Consider the following 24,959-nt stretch of genomic DNA (forward strand, 5'->3'; position numbering starts at 1 on the left):
TCACCACTCCGCGACGCTGCCATCCGCGTGACGCCACACCGGATTGCGCCAGCGGTGCCCGCCCTTCGCCATCTCGCGCACCTTCTCCTCGTTGACTTCGATGCCGAGCCCCGGCCCTTGCGGAATCGACACCATGCCGTCGTCGTACTTGAAGACCTCGGGATTCTTGATGTAGTCGAGCAGATCGTTGCCCGTGTTGTAGTGGATGCCGAGACTCTGTTCCTGGATGAACGCGTTGTAGCTCACGGCATCGATTTGCAGGCAAGTCGCGAGCGCAATCGGACCGAGCGGGCAATGCAGTGCGAGCGCGACATCGTAGGCTTCCGCCATCGATGCGATCTTGCGGCACTCCGTCAGCCCGCCGGCGTGCGACGCGTCCGGCTGGATGATATCGACATAGCCGCCCGCGAGAATGTGCTTGAAGTCCCAGCGCGAATACAGCCGCTCGCCGAGCGCAATGGGCGTGCTCGTCTGATTGACGATATCGCGCAGCGCCTCGACGTTCTCCGAAAGCACCGGCTCCTCGATGAACATCAGCTTGAACGGATCGAGTTCTCTCGCCAGCACCTTCGCCATCGGCTTGTGCACGCGGCCATGAAAGTCCACGCCGATGCCCACGTTCGGGCCGACCGCCTCGCGCACGGCGCGCACATTGTCGATCACGCCTTGCACCTTGTCGAAGGTGTCGATCATCTGCAATTCTTCCGAGCCGTTCATCTTCACGGCCTTGAAGCCCCGCTCGACGACCGCGCGCGCGTTGTTCGCGACATCGCTCGGACGGTCGCCGCCGATCCACGAATACACCTTGATCTTGTCGCGCACCTGGCCGCCGAGCAGCGCGTGAATCGGCACGCCATGATGCTTGCCGAGAATGTCCCACAGCGCCTGATCGACGCCCGCGATCGCGCTCATGCCGATCGGGCCGCCGCGATAGAAGCCCGCGCGATACATCACTTGCCACAAGTCTTCGATATGGCGCGGGTCCTTGCCGATCAGATAGTCCGCGAGTTCGTCGACGGCGGCGGCCACCGTGTGCGCGCGGCCTTCGACGACGGGCTCGCCCCAACCGGTGATGCCTTCGTCGGTTTCGATCTTGAGGAAGCACCAGCGCGGCGGAACGATGAAGGTTTCGAGTTTCGTGATTTTCATGTGAGCGTCTCCTACAAGGGTCTCCATAGTAGCAAAAAGCGGCGCGTCTGGTCGTATTAATAGTACTATTGACGGCGGGCGCGCTTTTGGCGTCGCAGGTGTTCGAGCATAATCACGCCCGAATCAACGAGACCGACGAGGAGTGAATCATTCACCGCGATTTGCATGGCCGCGTGGCGCACGAACTGGGCATGGCCATTCTGCGAGGCGACTTCCCGCCCGGCTCGCCGTTGCCGCGCGAGGCGGAGTTGATCGAACGCTTCGGCGTGAGCCGCACCGTGCTGCGCGAGGCGCTGCGCACGCTGACATCGAAAGGGCTCGTCGAATCGCGGCCGAAGGTGGGCACGCGGGTGCGCCCGAAGGACGCGTGGAATCTGCTCGACGCCGACATGCTCGACTGGTACTCGCGCGTCGCGCCGCCCATGCTCTTTGCGCTGAAGCTCCAGGAGATGCGCGAGATGATCGAGCCGTATGCGGCCGCGCTCGCCGCCGCCAATCACGAGCCGGGCACGCTGGAACGGCTGGAACGCGCGCATCGCGCGATGACGGAAGCGCGCAACGTCGACGAATGGGTGCGCGCCGACCTCGACTTTCACTTATGCGTGCTGGCCGCGTGCAGCAACGAGTTGCTGGTGCCGCTGGGCGCGTTGATCGCGCGAACGCTCGAAGGCCAGTTGCGCCTGAATGCGAAGCGCGCCGACGTGTTCAACGCATCGCTGGCCGAACATACGGCCGTGTTCGATGCTATCGCCGCTCGCGACGCCCCGGCGGCGCGGCGCGCGATGGCCAATCTGCTCGGCGTGACACGCGACCGTATCGAAGGCTGACGGCAGGCGAAAAAAAACGCGCGGCGACACAAGTCGCGGCGCGCTTGCCTTGTCGCTAAAACAGCGATCAGGAATGCTTTTCGATCAGTTCGACCTTGTAGCCGTCCGGGTCTTCCACGAACGCGATCACCGTCTTGCCGCCCTTCACGGGACCCGCTTCGCGCGTGACCTTGCCGCCCGCTTCGCGGATGCGGTCGCACGCCTCGGCCGCGTTATCCACTTCAAGAGCGATATGGCCGTAAGCCGTGCCCATTTCGTACTTTTCGACGCCCCAGTTATACGTCAGTTCGAGCACGCTGTTCTCGCTCTCGTCGCCATAGCCGACGAACGCGAGCGTGTACTTGTATTCCGGGTTCTCGCTCTGGCGCAGCACTTTCATGCCGAGAATACGCGTATAGAAATCGATGGAACGCTGCAGGTCGCCGACGCGCAGCATCGTGTGGAGGAGTCGCATGGTGGGGGTCCTGTTGTGATGAACGGCGGCGCAAAGCCGCGATTGCGGGTACGCGAAATTGTACCGTTCGCTCAGAACGCGCGCTTACAGCGTCGGCAGCAGGTCCGGCGGATGGTGCTTCAACGTATGCCGCGCCTCGCGAAACTCCGGGAAGATGGATTCGACGGTGCGCCAGAAACGCGGGCTGTGGTTCATCTCGCGCAAGTGCGCAAGCTCATGCGCGACCACGTAATCGATGATCGACATCGGAAAGTGAATGAGCCGCCAGTTGAGGCGAATCTTGCCGTCGCTCGAACAACTGCCCCAGCGCGTCGCCGCCGACGACAACGCGTACGCGCGGAATTCGACGCCCAGCTTCTGCGCATACACCGCGAGCCGCTCGCCGAAGATGCGCTTCGCTTCGCTTTGCAGCCAGCTCTGCACGCGGTCCTTGATCTGCTGCGCGTCGGCGAGTGCGGGCAGGGCGAGCGCCAGCACGTTGGTCTCGGCATCGAAGGACAGCGCGCTCGCGGCCGCGTTCAGCGACACGCGAATCGTCTTGCCGAGAAACGGAAACTCTGCGCCGTCCTTCCATTCGATGCGCGGCAGCGCGCGTTCCTCGACGCGCGTTTGCCACTCGGCGAGCTTGCGCAGAATCCAGCTTTGCTTGTCGACGATGGCGCTTTCGATATCCGCGATCGTCACCCAGCGCGGCGCGGTGATCGTGAGTCCGGTGGCGTCGATGCAAAAGCCGATGGTGCGGCGCGCCGATCGCTTGAAGCGGTAGTCCAGCGCCCGCGCGCCGAGCACGATGCGCCGCAGTCGCACGCCTTCCGGCAGCGGCGCCGGCTTGGCAGTCGGCTCGGAAGAGGGAAGCTCGCCGCGCAGCGGCGCGGGCGCGGCGGCGGGCGCATGCTCGAACGGAAGATCGAGTTGCAGTGTATCGAGCGCGACGGCGGGGCGCTGTCGCGAGGGAGTCTTCTGCATCGGGTCGGCTTTGCGCTCGCGGCGCAGAAATGACGACAGGAACGAATAAGGCACGCCGCGGCTCTGACTTTCGAGTGCGAGGCCGCGTCAGCGGCCCGCGCCCGCAGCGCCGGCTCGATGCGGCTCGTCGCCCGGCGCGGCATAAGCGAGCGGATCGATACGGCGCATCTCCGTTTCGATCCAGCTCTCGACGCGCGCATTCACTTCTTCGGGCGAGAGTCCGGCGGTATCGATGGGCTTGCCGATCGACACCGTGACTATACCCGGATATTTCATGAACGAATTGCGCGGCCAGACGTGCCCGGCGTTATGCGCGATCGGCACGACAGGCGCGCCCGTGGCCACGGCGAAGCGCGCGCCGCCCGTCTTGTACTTGCCTTGCGCGCCGACGCGCGTGCGCGTGCCTTCCGGAAACATGATGACCCACGCACCTTCGTCCATGCGCGCGCGGCCTTGGCGCGTCACCGATGCGAATGCGTCGCGGCCCTGCGAACGGTCGATGTGCACCATCTTCAGGAGGCCGAGCGCCCAGCCGAAAAACGGCACGTACAGCAACTCGCGCTTGAACACATAGCAGAGCGGGCGCGGCATCAGCGCCGGAAAGGCGAGCGTTTCCCATGCGGATTGATGCTTCGACAGCAGCACGGCCGGGCCATTCGGCAGGTTCTCCATGCCTTCTATCGTGTAGCGAATGCCGACGAGATACCGCAGCACGACGATCGTCGACTTGCACCAGCCCGCCGCCATCCAGTAGCGGTTGTGCGCGCGCATGAACGGAAACGCGATGAAGCAGGCGGTCGCGTACGGCACCGTGTACACGACGAAGTACAGCATCAGCAGCAAAGAACGGATGAAGCGCATGAAGCCCCGAGAGTGCGTGACGAAAAGCGGTCAGTCGTGGTGCCGCGCGAGAAAGTCGAGCGCGAACGCCCGCAGGTCCTTGTGAACCTGCGTGCCCTCGGGCAGGCTGCCTTGCGCGAGCGTTTTTTCGCCCTTGCCGGTCAGCACGAGATGCACCGGAAAGCCGAGCGCCGCGCCCGCCTGAAGATCGCGCAGGGCATCGCCGACGACGGGCGTGTCTTCCGGATCGATCTCGAAACGGTCGATGATCTGCTGCAGCATGCCGGGCTTCGGCTTTCTGCAATCGCACTGGTCTTCGGCCGTATGCGGACAGAAGAAGATGGCGTCGATGCGTCCGCCGACCGCCGCCGCCGCGCGGTTCATCTTCTGGTGCATGGCGTTGAGCGCGGCCATGTCGAAGAGACCGCGCCCGATGCCCGACTGGTTCGACGCAATCGCCACGCGGTAGCCCGCCTGATTCAGCCGCGCGATGGCTTCGAGACTGCCGGGAATGGCGACCCATTCGTCCGGCGACTTGATGAACGCGTCCGAATCGACGTTGATGACGCCGTCGCGGTCCAGAATCACAAGTCGTCTGTTCATGACTTACGCCGCGAGCTTGGAGATGTCGGCGACGCAGTTCATCTGCTGATGCAGCGCGCCGAGCAGGGCGAGGCGATTGTTTCTGAGCGCCGCGTCTTCCGCGTTGACCATCACGTCGTTGAAGAACGTATCGACGCTCTCGCGCAGCGCGGCAAGCGCGCTCAACGCTTCGGTGTAGTTGCGCGCGGCGAGCTGGCTTTGCACGCGCGGCGTCACGCTTTGAATCTGCGCGTACAGATTCTTCTCGGCCGGCTCCACGAGCAGTTCCGGATTCACCGACGAAGGCGCGCCTTGCTCCGACTTCTTGAGAATGTTCGTGATGCGCTTGTTGGCCGCCGCGAGCGATGCCGCTTCCGGCAGCGCCGCGAATTCGCGCACGGCATCCAGACGCGCGACGATATCGTCGAGACGCGTCGGATTCAGGCTGAGAACGGCCTCGATGTCGTTGGCTTCGAAGCCGCGTTCGCGCAACAGGCCGCGCAGACGATCCAGGAAGAACGCATACACGGCTTCCGTCGAATCCGCGACTTGCGGCATGCCGGCGAACTGGCGCTGCGCGGCGGCGACGAGATCGCGCAGGTCGACCGGCAGCTTCTTTTCGAGCAGGATGCGCAGCACGCCGAGCGCATGACGGCGCAGCGCGAACGGGTCCTTCTCACCCGTCGGCGCGAGGCCGATGCCCCAGATGCCGACGATGGTTTCGAGCTTGTCCGCGAGCGCGACCGCCGAGCCGACGCCGGTGGACGGCGTGTCGTCGCCGGAGAAGCGCGGCTGATAGTGCTCCGAGCACGCGAGCGCGACTTCTTCCGGCTCGCCGTCGTGGCGCGCGTAGTAGGTGCCCATCGTGCCTTGCAACTCGGGGAATTCGCCGACCATGTCGGTGAGCAAGTCGGCCTTCGCAAGACGCGCGGCGCGGCGCGTGAGCGCGGCATCGACGCCGATCATCGGGGCGATTTCGCCCGCGAGCGCTTCGAGACGCTGCACGCGTTCGAGCGTGGAGCCGAGCTTGTTGTGATAGACCACGTTTGCAAGCAGCGGCACGCGCTCTTCGAGGCGCTTCTTCTTGTCCTGCGTGAAGAAGAACTTCGCATCTGCGAGACGCGGACGCACCACGCGCTCGTTGCCTTCGATAATCTCGGCGGGCGTTTGCGTATCGATATTGGACACGATCAGGAAACGCGAGCGCAGCTTGCCGTTCTGGTCCGTGAGCGCGAAATACTTCTGGTTCGTCTGCATCGTGAGGATCAGACATTCCTGCGGCACTTGCAGGAACTCCTCGTCGAAGCGGCACTGATACACGACCGGCCATTCGACGAGCGCGTTCACTTCGTCGAGCAGCGACTCCGGCATCACGACGCGGTCTTCACCGGCGAACGCCTGCAATTGCGTGCGGATGGATTCGCGGCGGTCATCGAAATTCGCGACGACATGCGCCTTCGTGCGCAGCGTTTCCGAGTAGTCGTCGGCGCTCGGAATGGCGATGAAACCCTGCGACAGAAAGCGATGGCCGATGGTCGTATCGCCCGCATCGACGCCGAGCGCGCTCACCGGCACGACGTCGCGGCCGTGCATGGCGACAAGGCGCTGCACCGGACGCACGAATTGCACGTTGGTGCCGTCCGGACGCTGATACGTCATGACCTTCGGGATCGGCAGCTTGGTGAGCGTTTCGTCGAGCGCGGCTTGCAGGCCGTCGGCGAGCGTCGCGCCGGGCGCGGCATAGCGCAGGAAGAACGCCTCGGCCTTGCCGTCCTGCGCGCGTTCGAGTTCGGCGAGCGGGAAGTCGGGGAAGCCCAGCGCGGCGAGTTTCTTCGCGAGCGGCGGCGTGGGATTGCCTTCCTTGTCGAGCGCGACCGAGACCGGCAGCACTTTTTCGCGGACCTGCTTCTCGGGCGCGACATCGCGCACGTTGCGGATCAACACGGCAAGGCGGCGGGGCGTCGCATACTGTTCGAACGATACGGCGCCTTCGATCAGATCGCGGGCGGCGAGCCGCTCGACGATGCCTTCGGCGAACGCGGTGCCGAGACGCGCGAGGGCTTTCGGCGGGAGTTCTTCGGTGAGCAGCTCGACGAGCAGGGAAGCGTGATTGGATTGCGTCATTGTTCTGTCTTGCCTCGTCAAACCTGATCGTTGTTGCGCGTTTCGCCCGGCGGCGCGCTTTCCACCTTCAGCGGCGGCGCCCAGGCCGGACGCGCGGCTTCCTGCTGATCGGTGACGAGCTCTGCGGCGGCGTGCACCGGATTGCCGAGCATCGGGAAGCCGAGACTTTCGCGGGAATCGTAATAAGCCTGCGCGACGAGACGCGAGAGCGCCCGAATGCGGCCGATATACGCCGCGCGCTCGGTCACGGAAATGGCGCCGCGCGCATCGAGCAGATTGAACGTATGGCCGGCCTTCAGCACGAGTTCATACGCAGGCAGCGCAAGCTTCGCCTCAATCATCTTCTTCGCTTCGGCTTCGTAGCTGTTGAAGAAGTTGAAGAGCAGATCGACGTTCGCGTGTTCGAAGTTGTAGGTGGACTGCTCGACTTCGTTCTGGTGATACACGTCGCCGTAGGTCAGGCGGCGCAGCACCTTGCCGTTCGGGCCGTCTTCTTCCCATTCGGTCCAGACGAGGTCGTACACGTTCTCGACTTTCTGCAAATACATGGCGAGGCGTTCGAGACCATACGTGATCTCGCCGAGCACCGGCTTGCAGTCGAGGCCGCCTACCTGCTGGAAGTACGTGAACTGCGTCACTTCCATGCCGTTGAGCCACACTTCCCAGCCGAGTCCCCATGCGCCGAGCGTCGGGTTCTCCCAGTCGTCCTCGACGAAGCGCACGTCGTTCTGCTTCAGATCGAAACCGAGTGCTTCGAGCGAGCCGAGATACAGATCGAGGATGTTCTCAGGCGCGGGCTTGAGCACGACCTGATACTGATAGTAGTGCTGCAGGCGGTTGGGGTTCTCGCCGTAACGGCCGTCCTTCGGGCGGCGCGACGGCTGCACGTAGGCGGCGCGCCACGGCTCGGGACCGATCGCGCGCAGGAAGGTGTGCACGTGCGAGGTGCCCGCGCCGACTTCCATGTCGATGGGCTGGAGAAGCGCGCAGCCCTTGTCGTTCCAATAGGACTGCAGCGTCAGGATGATTTGCTGAAAGGTGAGCATGGTTGCTTTTTTCGGGGCGGACGCGGCGCGGCCATCGTCGAGACAGATGCGACTAACAGGCTCGGCCACATCGCTTAAACGCATGATTCTAGCGTATTGGCCGGGCGTGCAGCGTCGGCGGCGCGGGGATGACCGGGGCGTCTCGATTGGGCAAACTCGGGATTGGCTCTGAGGAAACTTGGGCATTGGTGTCATTGTGTAATGTTTCAGTACAGACGCCCGGTTTGAAGAATCGTCGTGTTAAAAAATCCAATCCGCGCGTCGTCACATTCGACTATCGCTGAGATGACGATCCGCCGACCAAGAACACGAATCGACAACCGCCGAAGATGCAAGACCAAAGTAGTTATCAGCAAGCGCTGGCGCATTACGAAGGCGGCCAGTTCGACCAGGCGCTGAAGGCGTTGGCGCCGCTTCTGGAACAGGATGCGGTCGATGCCGAAGTTCTGAACACAGCCGCGATCTGCGCGCTCAAACTCAATCGGGAAGAGGAAGCAGAAGCACTGTGGCAGAAGGCGCTTCGGGCTGAACCGAACTCCGTAGGTGTCTATTCGAACTACGCTATTCTGCTTTCCCGGCAAGGAAAATATGAAGCAGCGCAATTAGCCTACGAGCGAGCGCTGTCGATCAATCCCACGTTCGTGGAAGCGCAGTTCAACCTCGCGCTCCTCTTCGTTCGGCAGAAGCGGTGGCACGAGGCCGAGATCGAGTTGTCCAGAGCGCTCGCTTTGCGCGACGATATCGCGGACATCCACTTCCACCGTGGCGCGGCCCTAGAAGCGTTGGGTCGGCCACAGGAAGCGGCCGGTTCCTATGAGCGCGCGTACGCGCTTTGTCCGCAGAACGTATCGGCCCTTTTGGAACGTGCGAAGATAGAACTGGCGCTAGTAAAGTGGGATCGCGCAGAGCAAGCCTATGGGGAAGCGGTGGCGCGCCTGCCCGACGTTGGCTGGCTGCGGTTCAGGCTCGGTCTGGCCCTGGAACAACAACACAAACTCGATGACGCCGAGGCAGCATATCGCGAGGCCATTGCGTTAAGCCCGGAATTGGCCGAGGCGCATAACAACCTCGGAAACGTGCAACTGAGGCTGCGTCGTTTCACGGACGCATTAAGGTCGTTGGAAGCGGCGGCCCGCTTGCGCCCGAACGATGCTACGGTGCAGAGCAATCTTGCCGGGGTAATGGTCGATTTGGAGCGGCTTCAAGAGGCAGAGGCACTGTATCGAAAAGCGTTGACGCTCGACCCAGAGCACGCAACCGCCAGGTTTCACCTGTCATTGCTGTTGCTTAGTCAGGGACGCTACACCGAAGGGTGGCCGATGCACGAGGTCCGGTTCGATCCGCGTTTGCCAGGTGAGACGGCCTGTCTGCCGACTGTCGAGTATCCCCAGTGGCAAGGGGAATCGCTGCTAGGCAAATCAATCGTGGTCCTCGTCGAACAGGGCTTGGGCGATGGCGTTCAATTCAGCCGATACTTCCCGCTCATCGCGATGCGCGGCGCGTCCAAGCTCACGGTGGTCTGCGCACGACCGCTCATGCGCCTGTTCCAGCAAATGGAAAGCGTTAGCGAATGCATCGGTGTCGAGGCGTTTCATCGCCTGCCGCCTCACGATTTCTGGTGCTTCTCGATGAGCCTGCCGCTTCGCTTCGAAACTACCCTGGACACCATTCCGCGGACGATGCCGTATCTGCGGCCGTTGGCGAAGGATGTGCCGCGCTGGAAACGTCGCATGCCGGCCGGTAGACCAAGAGTCGGCCTTGTTTGGGCCGGAGATCCTCGACTCCACAGCCCGCCTATGACAGAAGTCGACCGGCGGCGTTCGATCCGTGCACGAAGCTTTCTGCCGCTATTGAACGTAGCAGGCATTGAGTTCGTGAGTCTGCAGAAAGGTGAGGCGAGTCGTGCGCAGTTGGCAGAATTGCCCGACGACAGGCGTCCATTTGACCCAATGGACAGCGTCGACGATTTCGCCGATACGGCCGCGATCGTCTCTCTGCTCGACCTGGTCATTGCTGTGGATACGTCCGTCGCGCACCTTGCAGGCGCGCTGAACAAGCCTGTGTGGATTCTGTCGCGCTTCGACGCGTGCTGGCGCTGGTTGCGCGATCGCGATGACTCGCCTTGGTACCCCTCAGCGCGGCTATTTCGGCAGAAGCAACCGGGTGAATGGGACGAGGTCATTCAGCGCGTCGCGCATGAATTGCGCGAGTGGGCTGCCTGCAGTCATTGAACTCGCGGTCCGAGTGAGGCCTGCTTCGTGTCGTCGAGGTGCTTGTTCCAAGCTGCGCGGGCCTGCGCCACGTAGGACTCCACCGCGTGACGCAACTTGTGCACCGCCTCGACCGGGCTGTCGAGTTCGCCCATCATGCGGCGGAAATAGAGTGCCACGTGACTATCGGAATGGTAGTGATTGAACACGTTTTTTGGACCAGTCAGTCTGATGCATTTAAACAGCACCATGATGGCCGACTGTAGCGTGCCGTCCTCGCCGCCGTACTGACGATACACGTCGTCTTCGGGAAAGCCGCCCAACGCCAGGATGGCGGTCCGGCGAATGAGGAGACTGCTGATGATCATGTTGTTCATGATCTCGGCATGGTGCGCGAACCCGGAGAACCCGACGACGTTGGGCGGATATCCCACGAATGCCACGTTGAGCCGCACGACGTGTTGTTCCGGCGCCATCCGAAGCGTGCCGACCGCTCGAGCAAGGGCGCCGGGCAATATTCGTCATCGGCGTCGAGGAACGCGAGGAGCGGATGCGCAGCGTATTGGGCGCCGAGATTCCGCGCGCGTGCAGCCCCTCCGTTCGCCGGTGTTTGCAGCAGTTGAACACGTGCGTCAGTGAGTGCGATGCTTCTTGCGATATCTAGTGATGTGTCTTCCGAGCCATCATCGACGACTATGATCTGCGCAGCTTCCGGCTGCGCGAGGCAACTGTTGAGCGCGCGAACGAGCGTTGCGGCAGCGTTGAAACATGGGATGACGATGGAAACTTCAGCGGGCGTAAGGGCAGCGTGCATGGTGGGACGGTTGGTTGATGGGTCGGATCGGCGCACAGTCTATGAATTTTGTCTGGACTCCGAACAGTGCGCGAGAAGGTCGGATTAGAGCGGGTGAAGGCGTCGACGCCAAGGCCGACGCCTTCACCCGCTATTTTCTTCTCCCCGGCGCAAACGCAAACCCCACCACCAGCAACAGCAGCGACACCACGATCACCGTCGCATTACCGCTCGTCACATACGGCGTGCGCCCCGACGTGCCCTGTACGCGTGCTTCTAGCACCCCGGTCGCAAACGTCGGCAGCCGCGACACGACATCGCCGTTTGCCGCGATCACCGCCGTCATGCCCGTGTTCGTCGCCCGCAGCGTCGGCCGGCCGGTTTCGATCGAACGCATGCGCGCGATTTGCAGATGCTGATCGAGCGCGATGGTATTGCCGAACCACGCGAGATTCGTCGAGTTCACGAGAATGCCCGCGGGCGTTTCCTGCTCGCGCAGCGTGCGCGCGATCTCTTCGCCGAAGATGTCCTCGTAGCAAACATCGACGGCGACCGGCTGGTTATGCACGAAGAACGGCCTCTGCGTGACGGGACCGCGCGCGAGATCGCCGAGCGGAATGCCCATCAGGTTCACGAACCAGTGAAAGCCGAGCGGCACGAATTCGCCGAACGGCACGAGATGATGCTTGTCGTAGCGATACACATCGTTCACGCCCGGCGTGATGCCGAAGAGGCTGTTCGTGAAGTCGGTCGGGCGTCCGTTCGGCTGAATCGTGACGCCGATCGCGCCGAAAAGAATCGACGAATTCGTGCTGTCCGCGAAACTGCGGATTGCGCTCGCGAACGCCGGCGGCACCTGAACGGCCAGCACGGGCAGCGCGGTCTCCGGCGTGACGATCAGATCGGCCGGCTTCTCGGTGATGAGCCGCTTGTACAGCGCGAGCGATTCGTCGACGCCCGCCTGCTCGAACTTCATCTCCTGCTTTACATTGCCTTGAAGCAGACGCACGTCGAGCGGCGCGTTCGCGGGCGTCGTCCATTGCACGAGCGAGAGCAGCATGCCGGCGACGATCAGCGCAAGCGCCGTCAATGCGGGCGCCAGCGCGCGCCGCCGCATCCCGCGAAACGCGACCACCGCCTGCACGATGCACGCAGCCACGAGCGCGAGCACCCACGCGACGCCGTACACGCCGGCAATCGCGCCGAACCCGGAGAGCGGGCCGTCCACTTGCGCATAGCCGCTCGCGAGCCACGGAAAGCCGGTGAACACGAGTCCGCGCAGCCATTCGCCGAGCGCCCAGGCGCTGGCGAACGCAAACGCGCCGTGCCAGGTGGGCGCGTAGCGCGGCGATGCGTCGATCTCGCGGGCGGTAACCGCGTCTTCGTCGCCGAAGCGGGCGCGTCCCGCGACGAGCGACCAGACGAGGCTCGACAACGCCGGATACACCGCGAGATAAAGCGAAAACAGCGCGACCGCGGCGGCGGCGAGCGGCGCGGCCATGCCGCCATAGTCGTGCATGCTCACATACAGCCACCAGACGCCCGTGACGAAGTTGCCGAAGCCGAAGGCCCAGCCGGTTGCCGCCGCGCTTTTCCAGCCGCTCGTGCGCGACAGCCACGCAAAGAAGCACGCGAAGATGACGAGTTCGATCCAGCCGCCGTGCGGCGTCGGCGCGAACGACAGCGTGTTCGCCGCGCCGAGCACAGCCGCGACGAGGTAATGCCAGAACGGGAGGGCACGAGGCGCAGCGGAAGCGGTGACGTCGCGTTGACGCGAGAGGGAGCGAAACGGTGAATCGGCCATGGATTGCTAGTCGGCGGAAGCGAAAGGGTGATTCTCGAAGCGGTGGGCGGCGCGCGCGCCGCCGGTCAGTCGCGCAGCTCGCTCTCGTCGTCGCCGGGCTGACGCGGCTGCTGCGTGAGATTGGGCACGCGCCGCACGAGCAGCACGTGAACCTGGCGGGCGTCGCCGCGAAGAATCTCGAACACGAAGTCGTCGATGCGCACCTTCTCGCCGCGATGCGGCACGCGCCCGAAGCGGTGCGTGACGAGCCCGCCGATGGTGTCGACTTCCTCGTCGGAAAAGTCGGTGCCGAATTCTTCGTTGAACTGTTGAATGCCCGTCAGCGCGCGCACGCGGAACTTGCCGTCCGGCGACGCGATGATATTGCCGGTTTCCTCGTCGAAGTCGTATTCGTCCTCGATGTCGCCGACGATCTGCTCCAGCACGTCCTCGATGGTGATGAGACCCGCGACGCCGCCGTATTCATCGACGACGATCGCGATGTGATTGCGGTTCACGCGGAAGTCGTGCAGCAGCACGTTGAGCCGCTTCGACTCGGGAATGAACACGGCGGGGCGCAGCATGCCGCGCACGTCGAACTCTTCTTCGGCGTAATAGCGCAGCAGGTCTTTCGCGAGCAGCACGCCGATGACGTTGTCGCGGTTGCCCTCGTACACCGGATAGCGCGAGTGCGCTTTCTCCAGTACGAAGGGAATGAATTCGGCGGGCGTATCCGCGATGTTGATGGCGTCCATCTGGGCGCGCGGAATCATGATGTCGCGCGCGCAGAGATCGGACACCTGAAAGACGCCTTCGATCATCGAAAGCGAATCGGCGTCGAGCAGGTTGCGCTCGTGGGCGTCCTGCAGCACTTCGAGAAGCTCGTCGCGCGACTCGGGTTCGTGCGAGATGAAATCGGTCAGACGCTCGAGCAGCGAGCGTTTTTCCTGCGGTTTGTCGGCGTGGCGTCGACTGGGATAGGGTTCGTTCATAGCGGAGCGCCCGGGAAGACCCGGGCGCGAATTAACAGAAACTTAAGCATACACCAAGGTAAAACGCGGCCTGCGTGGTGCGGCGCGCTTAGCGAAACGCTCCACGATGCTAGCCGATCGATATGCAAAATAGGTGTCAGGCGGGCATCGTTAGCCGATCGGCCCACGCTCTCTTCGGCCCGCGAGAAGATCACTCGCCGCCCTGGCAACGTCGGAGCAGCGCCTCGAGCGCGCGGTCCGGCATGCCGCATTCGCGCAAGGCTTCTACCGTGCGGCTCACGTAATCGAGCGTGGTGCCGTATCGGCCGCTCGCGCAGCCGAACACCGTGCGGATCACCGGATCGGCGAGCTTGCCTGTGTACGACGTGGCGTCGCGGCGCATGACGAACGCGAGCGCCTCGACGCGTCGTCCGTCGATGAGCGTGCACGGCAGCCATGCCGGACGATACGAGGCCATCGACATCTCGCGTCTCCACAGCACGTCGAGATGCGCTTCCGTGTCCGGGCCGCCGAGGCGAAACGCCATGCCGGTGCAGGAGCCGCCGCGATCCAGCGCGAGCACGAGCCCCGGCTGCTCCGGCGTGCCGCGATTCACGCGCGACCACAGATACAGCCCGCGATGATAGCCATGCACTTTGCCGCGCACGGCTTCGAGCGTCGGCAGGCCGGGATTCCAGATGAGCGAGCCATAGCCGAAGAGCCACAGGTCCGACGCGCGGTCCCAATGCGAAAGCGCCGCTTCGCGCGATGCGGCGAGTTCCTCATCGGTGAGAAGCGGCGTGTCGAGTAGCGCGGGCGGATAGTCCGGGCGAGGCTGCTGCGGATCGAGCGGCGGGCTCTCGATAGCGGGCGTGGACTCGGGTGTCTTGTCGTTCACGGTGCGGACGGGGCAGCGGATCGGCGAAAGTCAGACCAATGGCACGTACGGATCGGGGAAGCCGAGAGACTGCATGATATCCGTCTCGATGGATTCCATCTCTTGCGCTTCGCTTTCGACCTCGTGATCGTAGCCCTGCGCATGCAGCGTGCCGTGGACGATCAGATGCGCGTAATGCGCGTCGAGCGGCTTGCCTTGCTCGCTGGCTTCCCGTTCGACCACCGGACAGCACAGAATCAGATCGCCCGAAACGGGATCGTCTTCGGATTCCGCATATGCGAAGGTCAGCACGTTCGTCGCGTAATCCTTCTGCCGATACGTGCGATTCAGCATGCGGCCTTCTTCTTCGTCGACGAAGCGGACCGTCAACTCGGCGTCGGCAAAGAGCGACGCCTTGATCCAGCGGGCGACCGTCGCGCGGGACAACAGCGCCTTGTGCGACGGAAACGCCTTTGCAGCCGGGAACTGCAGGTTCAGCGTGAGGCTCGGCTTCATGCAGGTTTTTGCGACTGCTGGGCCGCGCGCGCTGCCTCGGCGAGCGCGGCGTCTTTTTGCGACTGCGCGTCGTAAGCCTCGACGATGCGCGCGACGAGCGGGTGCCGCACCACGTCCGCCGACGTGAAATGCGTGATGGCGATGCCGCGCACTTCCGACAGCACGTGCTGCGCTTCGATCAGCCCGCTCTTGTGGCCGCGCGGCAGGTCCACCTGCGTCGTGTCGCCGGTCACGACCGCCTTCGAGCCGAAGCCGATACGCGTGAGGAACATCTTCATCTGCTCGGGCGTGGTGTTCTGCGCCTCGTCGAGAATGATGAACGCGTGGTTCAGCGTGCGGCCGCGCATGTAGGCGAGCGGCGCGATTTCGATCATCTGGCGCTCGAACATCTTCGCGGTCTTGTCGAAGCCGAGCAGATCGTAAAGCGCGTCGTAGAGCGGGCGCAGGTACGGATCGACCTTCTGCGCGAGATCGCCGGGCAGGAAGCCGAGCCGCTCGCCCGCTTCGACGGCCGGGCGCGTCAGCACGATGCGCTTGACCTGATCGCGCTCCAGCGCATCCACGGCGCAGGCGACGGCCAGATACGTCTTGCCCGTGCCGGCCGGCCCGATGCCGAACGTCACGTCGTGCGCGACGATCTGCTTCAGATACTGGCGCTGCATGGGCGTTCGGCCACGCAGGTCGGCGCGGCGCGTGTACAGCGTCGGGCCGTGGTCTTCGTCCTCGCCGAGGTCCATCGTGGCGCTCGGCTCGTCGAACGGGTGATCCGGGTCGCCGCGGAAACGCGGGTCGTTCTGCCCGTCGTCCTCGCCGTTCTGGCCGGCTTCTTTCGCTAGCCGCGCCGCATGGCTTGCTTCGACGAGCGCGAGCTGAATATCGTCGACGGAAATCGGATCGCGGGCGCGGTTGTAGAAGTTTTCGAGCGCCGCGAGCGCGACTTTGGCGCCCCGGCCACGAATCGAAATCTTGTGCCCGCGTCGCGACAGCGTCACGTCGAGCGCCTGTTCGATCTGTCTCAGATTTTCGTCGAGCGGGCCGCAGAGGTTCGCGAGCCGCGCGTTGTCTTCGCGCGGAGCGGTGAATTCGAGATGCTGCTGGGGAGCGTTCTTCAAGGCGGGGTGGGTGTCCTGTCCGGTCTCGTAGGATTAATTGGCAAGCTCGGGGGCGGCCGTCTCGGGTGCGAGCACGAGCGCGCCGCGAAGCGAATGCGGATACGCGTGGTTGATCTCGACATCGATCATCTGGCCGATGAGTCGCGCATGCGAAGCGAGCGGCGCCGGGAAGTTGACGACGCGATTGTTCGCCGTGCGTCCGGCGAGCTCGCTCGGATCCTTGCGCGACGGGCCTTCCACCAGAATGCGCTGCACCGTGCCGACCATCGAATTGCTGATTCTCACGACGTTTTCCTCGATCGTCGCCTGCAAATGCTGCAAGCGCCTGAGCTTGACCTCGCGGGGCGTTTCGTCATGCAGGTTTGCAGCCGGCGTGCCTGGTCGCGGGCTGTAGATGAAAGAGAAGCTCGTGTCGTAGCTCATTTCCTCGACGAGGGCCATCATCTTGGCAAAATCGTCCTCGGTTTCGCCGGGGAAGCCAACGATAAAGTCCGTCGACAGCGACAAATCCGGGCGAATCGCCCGCAGCCGCCGGATGACCGACTTGTATTCGAGCACGGTGTAGCCGCGTTTCATCGCCATCAGAATGCGGTCGGAGCCGTGCTGCACCGGCAAATGCAGGTGCGAAACGAGCTTCGGCACCTTCGCGTACGTGTCGATGAGGCGCTGCGTGAATTCCTTCGGGTGCGAAGTCGTGTACCGAATGCGTTCGATGCCCGGCACCTCCGCGACGTACTCGATGAGCGTCGCGAAGTCCGCGATTTCATGCGCGCCGGCCGTCAACGCGCCCCGGTAGGCGTTCACGTTCTGGCCGAGGAGCGTCACTTCGCGCACGCCCTGATCGGCGAGACCGGCGATTTCGGTCAGCACATCATCGAGCGGGCGCGACACTTCCTCGCCGCGCGTGTAAGGAACGACGCAATAGCTGCAGTATTTGCTGCACCCTTCCATGATCGAGACGAACGCGCTCGGACCCTCGACGCGCGCCGGCGGCAGATGATCGAACTTTTCGATTTCCGGAAAGGTGATGTCCACCTGCGCGCGGCCCGTGGCGCGCCGCTTGTCGATCATGGCCGGCAAGCGATGCAGCGTCTGCGGTCCGAAGACGATATCGACGTAAGGCGCGCGCGCCACGATCGACGCGCCTTCCTGACTCGCGACGCAACCGCCCACGCCGATCAGCAGGTTCGGATTCGCTTCCTTCAGTTCGCGCACGCGGCCGAGGTCGGAGAACACCTTCTCCTGCGCCTTCTCGCGCACGGAGCACGTATTGAAGAGAATGACGTCCGCGTCTTCGGGCGTGTCGGTCTTGACGAGTCCTTCAGCGGCACCGAGCACGTCGACCATTTTGTCGGAGTCGTACTCGTTCATCTGGCAGCCGAAGGTCTTTACGTAAACTTTCTTGGTCATGAATGGTCGCCGGTCGCAGTGGTTAACCTGGGGGCGTATTGAGAACGGATGGAATTGAGCGGTTTTGCGCGAAACTGCGCAACTTTCGCTTGGCGTTAGCCGCATATTATAGCCCGCAGCGCCTTGTGACGCTCGCCGGCCGGTAGAGCGGTCAGACGGTCTGCTTCCATCACGCATCCGCCCATGCCTTCGCTGCGGCGACCGCTCGCCGCCATCCGGCAAGACGCGGTTCGACGTCGGACGCTGGCATCGACGGTGTGAACCGCCGGTCCAGCTGCCATTGCGCTTTCAGTTCGCCAAGGTCTTTCCAGTAGCCCACCGCGAGCCCGGCGAGATAGGCTGCGCCGAGCGCGGTGGTTTCCGCTACGCGCGGGCGCACCGTGTCGACGCCCAGCATGTCGGCCTGGAACTGCATCAGCAAGTCGTTGGCGCACGCGCCGCCATCCACACGCAACTGCGCGATGGGCATGCCCGAGTCCGCTTCCATGGCTCGCAACACGTCGAGCGATTGATACGCGATGGATTCGAGCGCCGCCCGCGCGATGTGGCTCGACGTTGTGCCGCGCGTGACGCCGAACAGCGTTCCGCGCGCACGCGCATTCCAGTGCGGCGCGCCGAGCCCGGCGAAGGCGGGGACCAGATACACGCCGTCGCTGTCGGGCACGGCGCGCGCAAGCCCTTCGACCTCGCTCGCGCTTCGGATAAGCCCGAGTCCGTCCCGCAGCCATTGCACGACTGCGCCGGCGATAAAGATGCTGCCTTCGAGCGCGTAATCGACGCGATCCCCGATCTGCCACGCAACCGTCGTCACCAGGTTGTTGCGCGACTCGATCGGTTTGTCGCCCGTATTCATGACGAGAAAGCAGCCCGTGCCGTACGTGTTCTTCACCATGCCGCTTTCCGTGCACATCTGGCCGAAGAGCGCGGCGTGCTGATCCCCCGCGATGCACGCGATCGGGATTTCGGCGGCGAGAAAACTGCCGTGCGTCGTTCCGTACACTTCGGATGACGCGTGCACTTCGGGAAGCATGCTGCGCGGAATGTCGAAGGCGTCGAGCAGTTCGTCGTCCCAGCGGCGCGCGTGTATGTCGAAGAGCATGGTGCGCGACGCGTTCGTGATATCGGTGATGTGCATGCCCCGGCGCGTGAAGTTCCAGACGAGCCAGCTATCCACGGTTCCGAACGCGAGCCGTCCTTGCCTGGCTTTGTCCCGCGCGCCTTCGACGTTATCGAGAATCCAGCGGATTTTCGTCGCGGAGAAATAGGCGTCGATAGGCAGGCCGGTTTTGGCGCGGACCATCGGCTCGAGGCCGCGCGCCTTGAATTCATCGCAGAGCGCGGCGGTGCGGCGGTCCTGCCAGACGATCGCGTTGTACACCGGCTTGCCGGTCTCGCGATCCCAGACGATGGTGGTCTCGCGCTGATTGGTGATACCCAAAGCCGCGATCGACGATGCGCTCAGCCCCGCGCGCGTCACGGCTTCGGCCGCGACGCCCGCCTGAGTCGACCAGATTTCCTGCGGATCGTGCTCGACCCAGCCGGCACGAGGATAGATCTGCCGAAACTCTTTCTGAGCGACGGACACGATGTTCCCGCTCCTGTCGAACAGCATGGCGCGCGAACTCGTCGTGCCCTGGTCGAGCGCGAGGACGATTTGATCCTGCATGGTCATCTCCGAGGTTGAGCGGGCATCCGCCATGCGAAGTCCGCATGCGCAATCTATCGGAGCCGCGGCGCGCGGACAACCTGGCCGAATGGCATAAGCAAAATGGACGGTCCATGCTCGCCGTGATTCGGCCTATGCCATTCGGCCGAGTGGCAAGGACGCGGCGATCGTCCGATACTGGCGGCTCAATCGAGCGATGGGTGACTGCAATGCGAAAGTGGATCGCGACGGGCACGGTTGCGGCAGCCGTACTGGCCGGCTGCGTAACGACGCCTAGTCTGGAGGGATCATTCGGCGCGCCGTCTTTCGGCGCGCTTCAGGACATGTGCGGGATGGCGTCGACGGATTGGGGCGCCGACGCGCAGTCCGTGTACTCGGCCTTCTTCGACGCGTACGTCGCCGAGCGGCGCGGCGCGCTGTCGAAACATCGCTTCTGCGCGTTTCAGGCGGGAATCGCGGAACGGCACCGCGCGTATGTCGCGAATCCGGGTCCGACAGCGCAGAGCGCATGGGCCAACTTCCTGCTTGATCAGCGCGCGCAGGCGCTGAGTTGGCGAGCGGCCGTCGATCCGACGTTGCGAGGGGGGTAAAGCTCGGGGGAAGGGACGCGGCCGGCGGCACGCGTCCCCCACGCTGCTACGAGAACCGCTTGAAGGCCTTGATCGTGGAATCGCCGGTTGCGGTGAGCCGCCATTGCTGTCGGCCGGAGGCGAGTTGTTCGAGCTGGACGAGCTGGCGTTCGAGCAGGGCGTCGAGTTCCTCGCGTTCCATGTCGACCTGGTTGGGCGCTTCCTGAACCAAAAGCAGCGTGGCAAATTCGTGCGGACTCAGCATCGTGTTCTCCATGACGACCGAAGCGCAGACGGCCAGCGGCGACCGGCTCCTCGCTTCGAAACGTTGCGCGGGAAAACTGCAACTGCCGGGCAGCACGTGTATTTCTTCAATGCGCTGCCGGGAATTGGGATTGTAGGCAAGCGTCTGAGGAGTGCCAATCATACCGGTGAAAATTTCGGCTTTGACTTTTGGCGGCTTCGAAAGCGGTTGGTCAAAGAGGCCGATTTGCAGAATCCACGTGAAGACTGCGCTGCACTGCACACTGAAAGAGCTCGCCGCGAACTCATGCTGACGTTTCATTAATCTATACGATAAATGAATTTGTTCCGGCTTACGGTGGCAATGCAATATGCTTCTTTTGCCGCATCAACGATTAACTGTCAGTGTGCTTTGCACGCGTATCGCCGCCCGTAACTCGGATTTCATTCATGAACCGCTTCAATTGGCAGAACCCGTATCCCACTCCGCGCCTTCCCGTGTTCGCGCGGAACATCGTTTCGACCTCGCATCCGCTCGCCGCGCAAGCCGGTCTGCGCATGCTGTGGAAAGGCGGCAATGCCGTCGACGCGGCCATCGCGGCAGCGGCGGCCATCACTATCGTGGAACCGGTATCGAACGGTCTGGGCGGCGATGCTTTCGCGCTGGTGTGGGACGGCAGCAAGCTGCACGGGCTCAACGCGTCGGGCGTGGCGCCGGCGGCATGGAACGTCGACTACTTCCGCCGCAAGTATGGCGAAGAAAACGGCCTGGCACGCCAGCCCAAGCGCGGATGGGACACCGTGACGGTCCCGGGCGTCATCGCCGGGTGGGAAGCGTTGCATGCCAAGTTCGGGTTGCTGCCGTTCGCCGATCTGATGGAGCCGGCCATCGGAATCGCGGAGCGCGGTCATGCGGTGGCGAGCATCGTCGCGTACAAGTGGGCGGCGGCTGTCCCTGAAATGAAAGATCAACCCGGCTTTGCGGATGTGTTCATGCCGCACGGCCGCGCCCCCGAAGTCAGCGAGCTCGTGCGCATGCCGGGTCACGCCAATACGTTACGCGCGCTCGCGGAACACGGCCCACGCGCGTTCTACGAGGGCGAAGTCGCCGAACGCATTGCGGCGTTCGCACGCGAGGGCGGCGGCGCGATGACGCTGGACGACCTGCGGAACTATCGCGCGGAGTGGGTCGAGCCGATCAGCAAGGATTATCGCGGCTACACCGTCCACGAGATTCCGCCGAACGGGCAGGGTATCGCGGCGCTCATCGCGCTCGGCATTCTCGACAAGTTCGATGTCAGCGCGCTGACGGTCGATCGTATCGAGTCGCAGCATCTGCAAATCGAAGCCATGAAGCTCGCGTTCGCCGACGTCTACCGCTACGTCGCCGATCCGCGCTCGATGGAAGTCACGCCCGAGCAGATGCTCGACGACGCCTATCTCACCGAGCGCGCGAAGCTTATCGACCCGGCGCGAGCCACGCAGTTCGACTTCGGCATGCCGAAGGCGGGCGGCACGATCTATATGTCGGTGGCCGACGAGCGCGGCATGATGGTGAGCTTCATCCAGTCGAACTACATGGGCTTCGGCTCGGGCGTGGTCGTGCCGAATACCGGCATCTCGCTGCAGAACCGTGGCTGCGGCTTCTCGATGGACCCGAAATCGGCGAACGTCGTCGAGGGCGGCAAGCGCCCGTTCCATACGATCATCCCGGCATTCCTCACGCAGGACGTCGGCGGCCGACGCGACGCAGTGATGAGCTTCGGCGTCATGGGCGGCGACATGCAGCCGCAAGGGCATCTGCAGTCGATCGTGCGCATGCTCGACTACGGTCAGCAGCCGCAGGCGGCTTGCGACGCGCCGCGCTGGAAGGTGAACCGCGATTTCACCATCGACATCGAAGCTACGCTCGATCTCGAGACGGCTCGCGCGCTCGAGGGCATGGGCCATACGATCAAGTCCATCGACGATCCGTACATGGACTTCGGCTCGGGTCAATACATCTGGAAGCTGGATCGCGACGATCCCGACCGCGGTTACGTCGCAGCGAGCGACAGCCGCCGCGACGGCCTCGCCGCCGGCTTCTAGCAATGCTTACGGCTGCCTGCGTTCGCGCAGACAGCCGGCCTTCCATGAGTTTTCACCCTCGCAGTGCGCCAAGCGCCGTGCGAACGGTGGCGCACGTCCGCGCATTGCTGTAATGAGCCGAGAGCACGAGATGACGCAACACGAAAAAACTTTGAACGAAGCGGTGCACGAAACACCGCTTGCAGGCCGCTCGGCCGTTGCCCATGGCGCCGACAACTCGCATCCGCCGGCCGCCACGCTGTCGAAGGCGATGGTTCGCCGCATCGTGTTTTCGTCGTCGGTCGGCAATGCGCTCGAATGGTTCGATTTCCTCGTCTACGGCTATTTCGCGGCGCTCATCGCGAAGGCGTTCTTCCCATCGCACGACGAATGGCTTTCGACGATGCTCGCCATCGGCACCTTCGGCATCTCGTTCCTGATGCGTCCGCTGGGCGCGATCGTGCTCGGCATCTACGCCGATCGCAACGGCCGCAAGGCCGCGCTGACGCTCGCCATTCTGCTGATGATGATCGGCACGCTGACCATGGCGGCGATGCCGTCGTATCAGCACATTGGCATTGCGGCGCCGCTTCTGATCCTGCTTGCGCGGCTGATTCAGGGCTTCGCCGTGGGCGGTGAGTTCGGTAGCGCGACGGCGTTCATGGTGGAGCATAGTGAAGCGCGTCGCGGCTACTACGCGAGCTGGCAGTTCGCGAGTCAGGGGCTCGCCGCGATCATGGCCGCCGCGTTCGGCTCGCTCTTGACCGCGTGGCTGCCGCAACCGCAACTCGAGTCGTGGGGCTGGCGCATTCCGTTCGTGTTCGGCCTGCTCATCGGGCCGGTCGGCTATTACATCCGCTCGCACCTCGACGAAACGCCGGAGTTCCTCGCGTCCCGGCCGGCCCGCACCGACGCTCGCGCGCCGGGCGTCTCGTTCTCGAATCAGTGGATCAATTTGCTGCTCGCGGTCGGTATCGTCGCGCAATCGACGGTCGGCGTGTATGTGCTGCAACTCTACATGCCGATGTATGCCGTCAAGCAACTCCATCTGCCCGCCACGGCGTCGTTCGCCGTAGTCGTGCTCAACGGCGGGCTGCAGTTCATCTTCTCGCCGATCATGGGCGCGCTGTCCGACCGGCTCGGGCGCATCCGCATCATGCTCGGCACGTCCATCGTCATGGGCGTCGCCATCTATCCGATGTTCGCGTGGCTGCAGGCTTCCCCGACGGTCCTCTCGCTCGTCGTGCTTCAGTCGGCGGCAGGCATCCTGAAAGCCGCGTATTCCGGTCCCATGCCCGCGCTGATGTCGGAGATCTTTCCCACGCGCGTGCGCTCGACGGGCTTGTCCATCGGCTATGCGCTCGGCGTGACGCTCTTCGGCGGATTCGCGCCGACCATCGTCGAGGCGTTCATCCACGTCACCGGCGACAAGCTCGCGCCGAGCTACTACGTGCTGCTCGCGGCGGTGTTGTCGGGCGTCTCGCTTGCGATCGTCGCCTGGCGCATGCGCGGCGGCGCGCGACACGCTGCATAGCATCTGCTTCCTGTGAACTAGCTTACGACGGCGGCTTCGGCCGCCGTTGTGCTTTTTGACGCGCCTCGCGCATCCGTCGCGGCGGCACGCTTCCTGCTCTATGCTGCGCCACCGAAGCCGCGCAGCGAGACGTAGAAAATTGACGCACGGCAAGGCGCGCATGGAACCGCGCAGCGCGGCGCAAGTCTGTCCCCATGTCTGCAAACTCGTTGCAGGACGGCTAAGATGAAAAAGCACAAGCCGCTAACACTTTGATTCGAAGACGCTGGGACGACGTCGCAGCGTCGTATGAACCTCGACCGTCTTTTTTGGCCGGTGGCGCGTTCAGTTCAGCCAGGGAGCGCGATACATGCATACAGATAGCACCCACGTGATGCCGTGGCGCATCGAAGATATCGATCTGAATCGGATTGACCGACAGAAGGCGGCGTCCAACGAACATCTTCTTTTGTTGCTGTGTGCCTGCTCGTTCATCGAGAGCGGCACGGATCTCTATACGAGCAACCTCAGCACCTACTTTCGCGACGATCCGGAAATCGCGGCGTGGCTCAACAACGAGTGGGAGCCCGAGGAGATGCAGCACGGCCGCGCGCTCAAGACGTACATCAACCACGTCTGGCCGGAGTTCGACTGGAATACGGCGTTCAAAAACTTCTTCGCCGAATATTCGCTGACCTGTTCCTACGAGCAGTTCGAAAAGAAGCGCGCGCTGGAGATGGTGGCGCGCTGCGTCATCGAGACGGGAACGGCCACGCTGTATCGTGCCATCAACGAATGTTCAGACGAGCCGGTGCTCAAGGAGATCACGGACAACATCCGGGTCGACGAAGTGCGCCACTACAAGCATTTCTTCCGCTTCTTCAAGAAGTGGAACAAGATCGAAGGCAATGGCCGGCTGGCGGTGCTGGGCGCACTGGTGCGTCGCGTGGCCGAGCTGAAGAGCGAGGACTCGGAGATCGCGCTGCGGCACGTCTTCGCCATTCGATACCCGGAGCGCGTCAAGGATTCGACCTACAATCGCGAACTCTTTGCGCAGGTCAATGCGTTGGTTCGGAGAAATTTGTCGGCTGATCAGTGCATCAAGATGCTCTTGAAGCCGCTCGATTTGCCCGCGCGCATCCAGCCGGGCGTGCACTATCCGCTCGCGAAAATCACGCAACTCTTCTTCCGCTAACGCCAGATGCGTGCGGCGGCGCATGCCGTTTCACGCAACGAGCCTA

Annotated in this window: 23 protein-coding genes; 6 read left to right on the forward strand and 17 right to left on the reverse strand. The window is 63.5% G+C overall.

From position 1 onward, the window contains the following. The gene (gene dgoD / locus JYK05_RS01885) at positions 1 to 1,149 is read right to left on the reverse strand and encodes a galactonate dehydratase (RefSeq protein ID WP_206467566.1); all 1,149 of its coding nucleotides are present in this window, start codon (positions 1,147 to 1,149) and stop codon (positions 1 to 3) included. A 146-nt stretch (positions 1,150 to 1,295) separates the two neighbouring features. Between dgoD and JYK05_RS01890 the strand changes: the two genes are divergently transcribed. Continuing rightward, positions 1,296 to 1,976 (forward strand): FadR/GntR family transcriptional regulator, encoded by a 681-nt coding sequence (locus tag JYK05_RS01890; protein ID WP_371826410.1) that lies wholly within the window; start codon positions 1,296 to 1,298, stop codon positions 1,974 to 1,976. A 67-nt stretch (positions 1,977 to 2,043) separates the two neighbouring features. Here JYK05_RS01890 and gloA read toward each other — a convergent pair whose 3' ends face one another. The 6 genes from gloA to glyQ form a co-directional block, all read right to left on the reverse strand. After that, positions 2,044 to 2,430, reverse strand: coding sequence for a lactoylglutathione lyase (gloA, locus tag JYK05_RS01895; RefSeq protein WP_175939508.1), 387 nt, complete (start codon positions 2,428 to 2,430; stop codon positions 2,044 to 2,046). 84 nt (positions 2,431 to 2,514) lie between these two features. After that, positions 2,515 to 3,396 carry a M48 family metallopeptidase gene (locus tag JYK05_RS01900; protein WP_175939509.1) on the reverse strand — a complete coding sequence of 294 codons (882 nt, stop codon included), beginning with the start codon at positions 3,394 to 3,396 and terminating at the stop codon, positions 2,515 to 2,517. Positions 3,397 to 3,483: 87 nt separating this feature from the next. After that, positions 3,484 to 4,257, reverse strand: a complete 774-nt coding sequence (locus JYK05_RS01905) for a 1-acyl-sn-glycerol-3-phosphate acyltransferase (RefSeq protein WP_206467568.1) — start codon at positions 4,255 to 4,257, stop codon at positions 3,484 to 3,486. 30 nt (positions 4,258 to 4,287) lie between these two features. Continuing rightward, a complete protein-coding gene (gene gmhB / locus JYK05_RS01910) occupies positions 4,288 to 4,839 on the reverse strand; it encodes a D-glycero-beta-D-manno-heptose 1,7-bisphosphate 7-phosphatase (protein ID WP_206467570.1) in 552 nt (183 codons plus the stop codon). Between the two features lie 3 nt (positions 4,840 to 4,842). Next, complete coding sequence (gene glyS / locus JYK05_RS01915) at positions 4,843 to 6,942, reverse strand: glycine--tRNA ligase subunit beta (protein WP_206467572.1); 2,100 nt, start codon at positions 6,940 to 6,942, stop codon at positions 4,843 to 4,845. 17 nt (positions 6,943 to 6,959) lie between these two features. Next, positions 6,960 to 7,988 carry a glycine--tRNA ligase subunit alpha gene (glyQ, locus tag JYK05_RS01920; RefSeq protein WP_175939512.1) on the reverse strand — a complete coding sequence of 343 codons (1,029 nt, stop codon included), beginning with the start codon at positions 7,986 to 7,988 and terminating at the stop codon, positions 6,960 to 6,962. Positions 7,989 to 8,317: 329 nt separating this feature from the next. Between glyQ and JYK05_RS01925 the strand changes: the two genes are divergently transcribed. Next, positions 8,318 to 10,219, forward strand: coding sequence for a tetratricopeptide repeat protein (locus tag JYK05_RS01925; protein WP_206467574.1), 1,902 nt, complete (start codon positions 8,318 to 8,320; stop codon positions 10,217 to 10,219). Here JYK05_RS01925 and JYK05_RS26230 read toward each other — a convergent pair. From JYK05_RS26230 to glpK, 9 genes are all read right to left on the reverse strand, one after another. Next, on the reverse strand, positions 10,213 to 10,674 hold the full coding sequence (locus tag JYK05_RS26230; protein WP_241269917.1) for a hypothetical protein: 462 nt from the start codon (positions 10,672 to 10,674) through the stop codon (positions 10,213 to 10,215). The two genes, JYK05_RS01925 and JYK05_RS26230, sit on opposite strands and share 7 nt — an antisense overlap. Continuing rightward, positions 10,572 to 11,012 (reverse strand): glycosyltransferase family 2 protein, encoded by a 441-nt coding sequence (locus tag JYK05_RS26235; protein WP_241269823.1) that lies wholly within the window; start codon positions 11,010 to 11,012, stop codon positions 10,572 to 10,574. Before JYK05_RS26235 ends, JYK05_RS26230 begins: the two co-directional genes overlap by 103 nt. A gap of 130 nt (positions 11,013 to 11,142) precedes the next feature. Beyond that, entirely contained in the window at positions 11,143 to 12,795 is a 1,653-nt protein-coding gene (lnt, locus tag JYK05_RS01935; RefSeq protein ID WP_206467576.1) for an apolipoprotein N-acyltransferase, read from the reverse strand. 65 nt (positions 12,796 to 12,860) lie between these two features. Continuing rightward, a complete protein-coding gene (locus JYK05_RS01940) occupies positions 12,861 to 13,766 on the reverse strand; it encodes an HlyC/CorC family transporter (RefSeq protein ID WP_206467584.1) in 906 nt (301 codons plus the stop codon). A gap of 190 nt (positions 13,767 to 13,956) precedes the next feature. Continuing rightward, entirely contained in the window at positions 13,957 to 14,643 is a 687-nt protein-coding gene (locus JYK05_RS01945; RefSeq protein ID WP_206467586.1) for a gamma-glutamylcyclotransferase, read from the reverse strand. A 30-nt stretch (positions 14,644 to 14,673) separates the two neighbouring features. Continuing rightward, positions 14,674 to 15,138, reverse strand: a complete 465-nt coding sequence (gene ybeY, locus JYK05_RS01950; protein ID WP_206467588.1) for an rRNA maturation RNase YbeY — start codon at positions 15,136 to 15,138, stop codon at positions 14,674 to 14,676. Beyond that, positions 15,135 to 16,250, reverse strand: a complete 1,116-nt coding sequence (locus tag JYK05_RS01955; RefSeq protein WP_175939519.1) for a PhoH family protein — start codon at positions 16,248 to 16,250, stop codon at positions 15,135 to 15,137. The genes ybeY and JYK05_RS01955 overlap by 4 nt, the downstream gene beginning before the upstream one ends. A gap of 33 nt (positions 16,251 to 16,283) precedes the next feature. Then, entirely contained in the window at positions 16,284 to 17,660 is a 1,377-nt protein-coding gene (miaB, locus tag JYK05_RS01960) for a tRNA (N6-isopentenyl adenosine(37)-C2)-methylthiotransferase MiaB (RefSeq protein WP_206467590.1), read from the reverse strand. A gap of 169 nt (positions 17,661 to 17,829) precedes the next feature. Beyond that, complete coding sequence (gene glpK, locus JYK05_RS01965; protein WP_206467591.1) at positions 17,830 to 19,326, reverse strand: glycerol kinase GlpK; 1,497 nt, start codon at positions 19,324 to 19,326, stop codon at positions 17,830 to 17,832. A gap of 209 nt (positions 19,327 to 19,535) precedes the next feature. Between glpK and JYK05_RS01970 the strand changes: the two genes are divergently transcribed. Further along, a complete protein-coding gene (locus JYK05_RS01970) occupies positions 19,536 to 19,916 on the forward strand; it encodes a hypothetical protein (protein ID WP_206468179.1) in 381 nt (126 codons plus the stop codon). Positions 19,917 to 19,962: 46 nt separating this feature from the next. Here the strand turns inward: JYK05_RS01970 and JYK05_RS01975 are convergent, their stop codons facing one another. Next, positions 19,963 to 20,160, reverse strand: a complete 198-nt coding sequence (locus JYK05_RS01975) for a hypothetical protein (RefSeq protein WP_175940590.1) — start codon at positions 20,158 to 20,160, stop codon at positions 19,963 to 19,965. Positions 20,161 to 20,588: 428 nt separating this feature from the next. Here JYK05_RS01975 and ggt point away from each other — a divergent pair, with 428 nt between their 5' ends. From ggt to JYK05_RS01990, 3 genes are all read left to right on the forward strand, one after another. Further along, positions 20,589 to 22,226, forward strand: coding sequence for a gamma-glutamyltransferase (ggt, locus tag JYK05_RS01980; RefSeq protein ID WP_206467592.1), 1,638 nt, complete (start codon positions 20,589 to 20,591; stop codon positions 22,224 to 22,226). 250 nt (positions 22,227 to 22,476) lie between these two features. Beyond that, positions 22,477 to 23,739: an MFS transporter gene (locus tag JYK05_RS01985; protein ID WP_241269868.1), complete on the forward strand. Its 1,263-nt coding sequence runs from the start codon at positions 22,477 to 22,479 to the stop codon at positions 23,737 to 23,739. Between the two features lie 349 nt (positions 23,740 to 24,088). Beyond that, complete coding sequence (locus JYK05_RS01990) at positions 24,089 to 24,913, forward strand: ferritin-like domain-containing protein (RefSeq protein WP_206467593.1); 825 nt, start codon at positions 24,089 to 24,091, stop codon at positions 24,911 to 24,913. The last annotated feature ends 46 nt before the right edge of the window (positions 24,914 to 24,959 follow it).

This window comes from Caballeronia sp. M1242 (assembly GCF_017220215.1).
Taxonomy (GTDB): domain Bacteria; phylum Pseudomonadota; class Gammaproteobacteria; order Burkholderiales; family Burkholderiaceae; genus Caballeronia.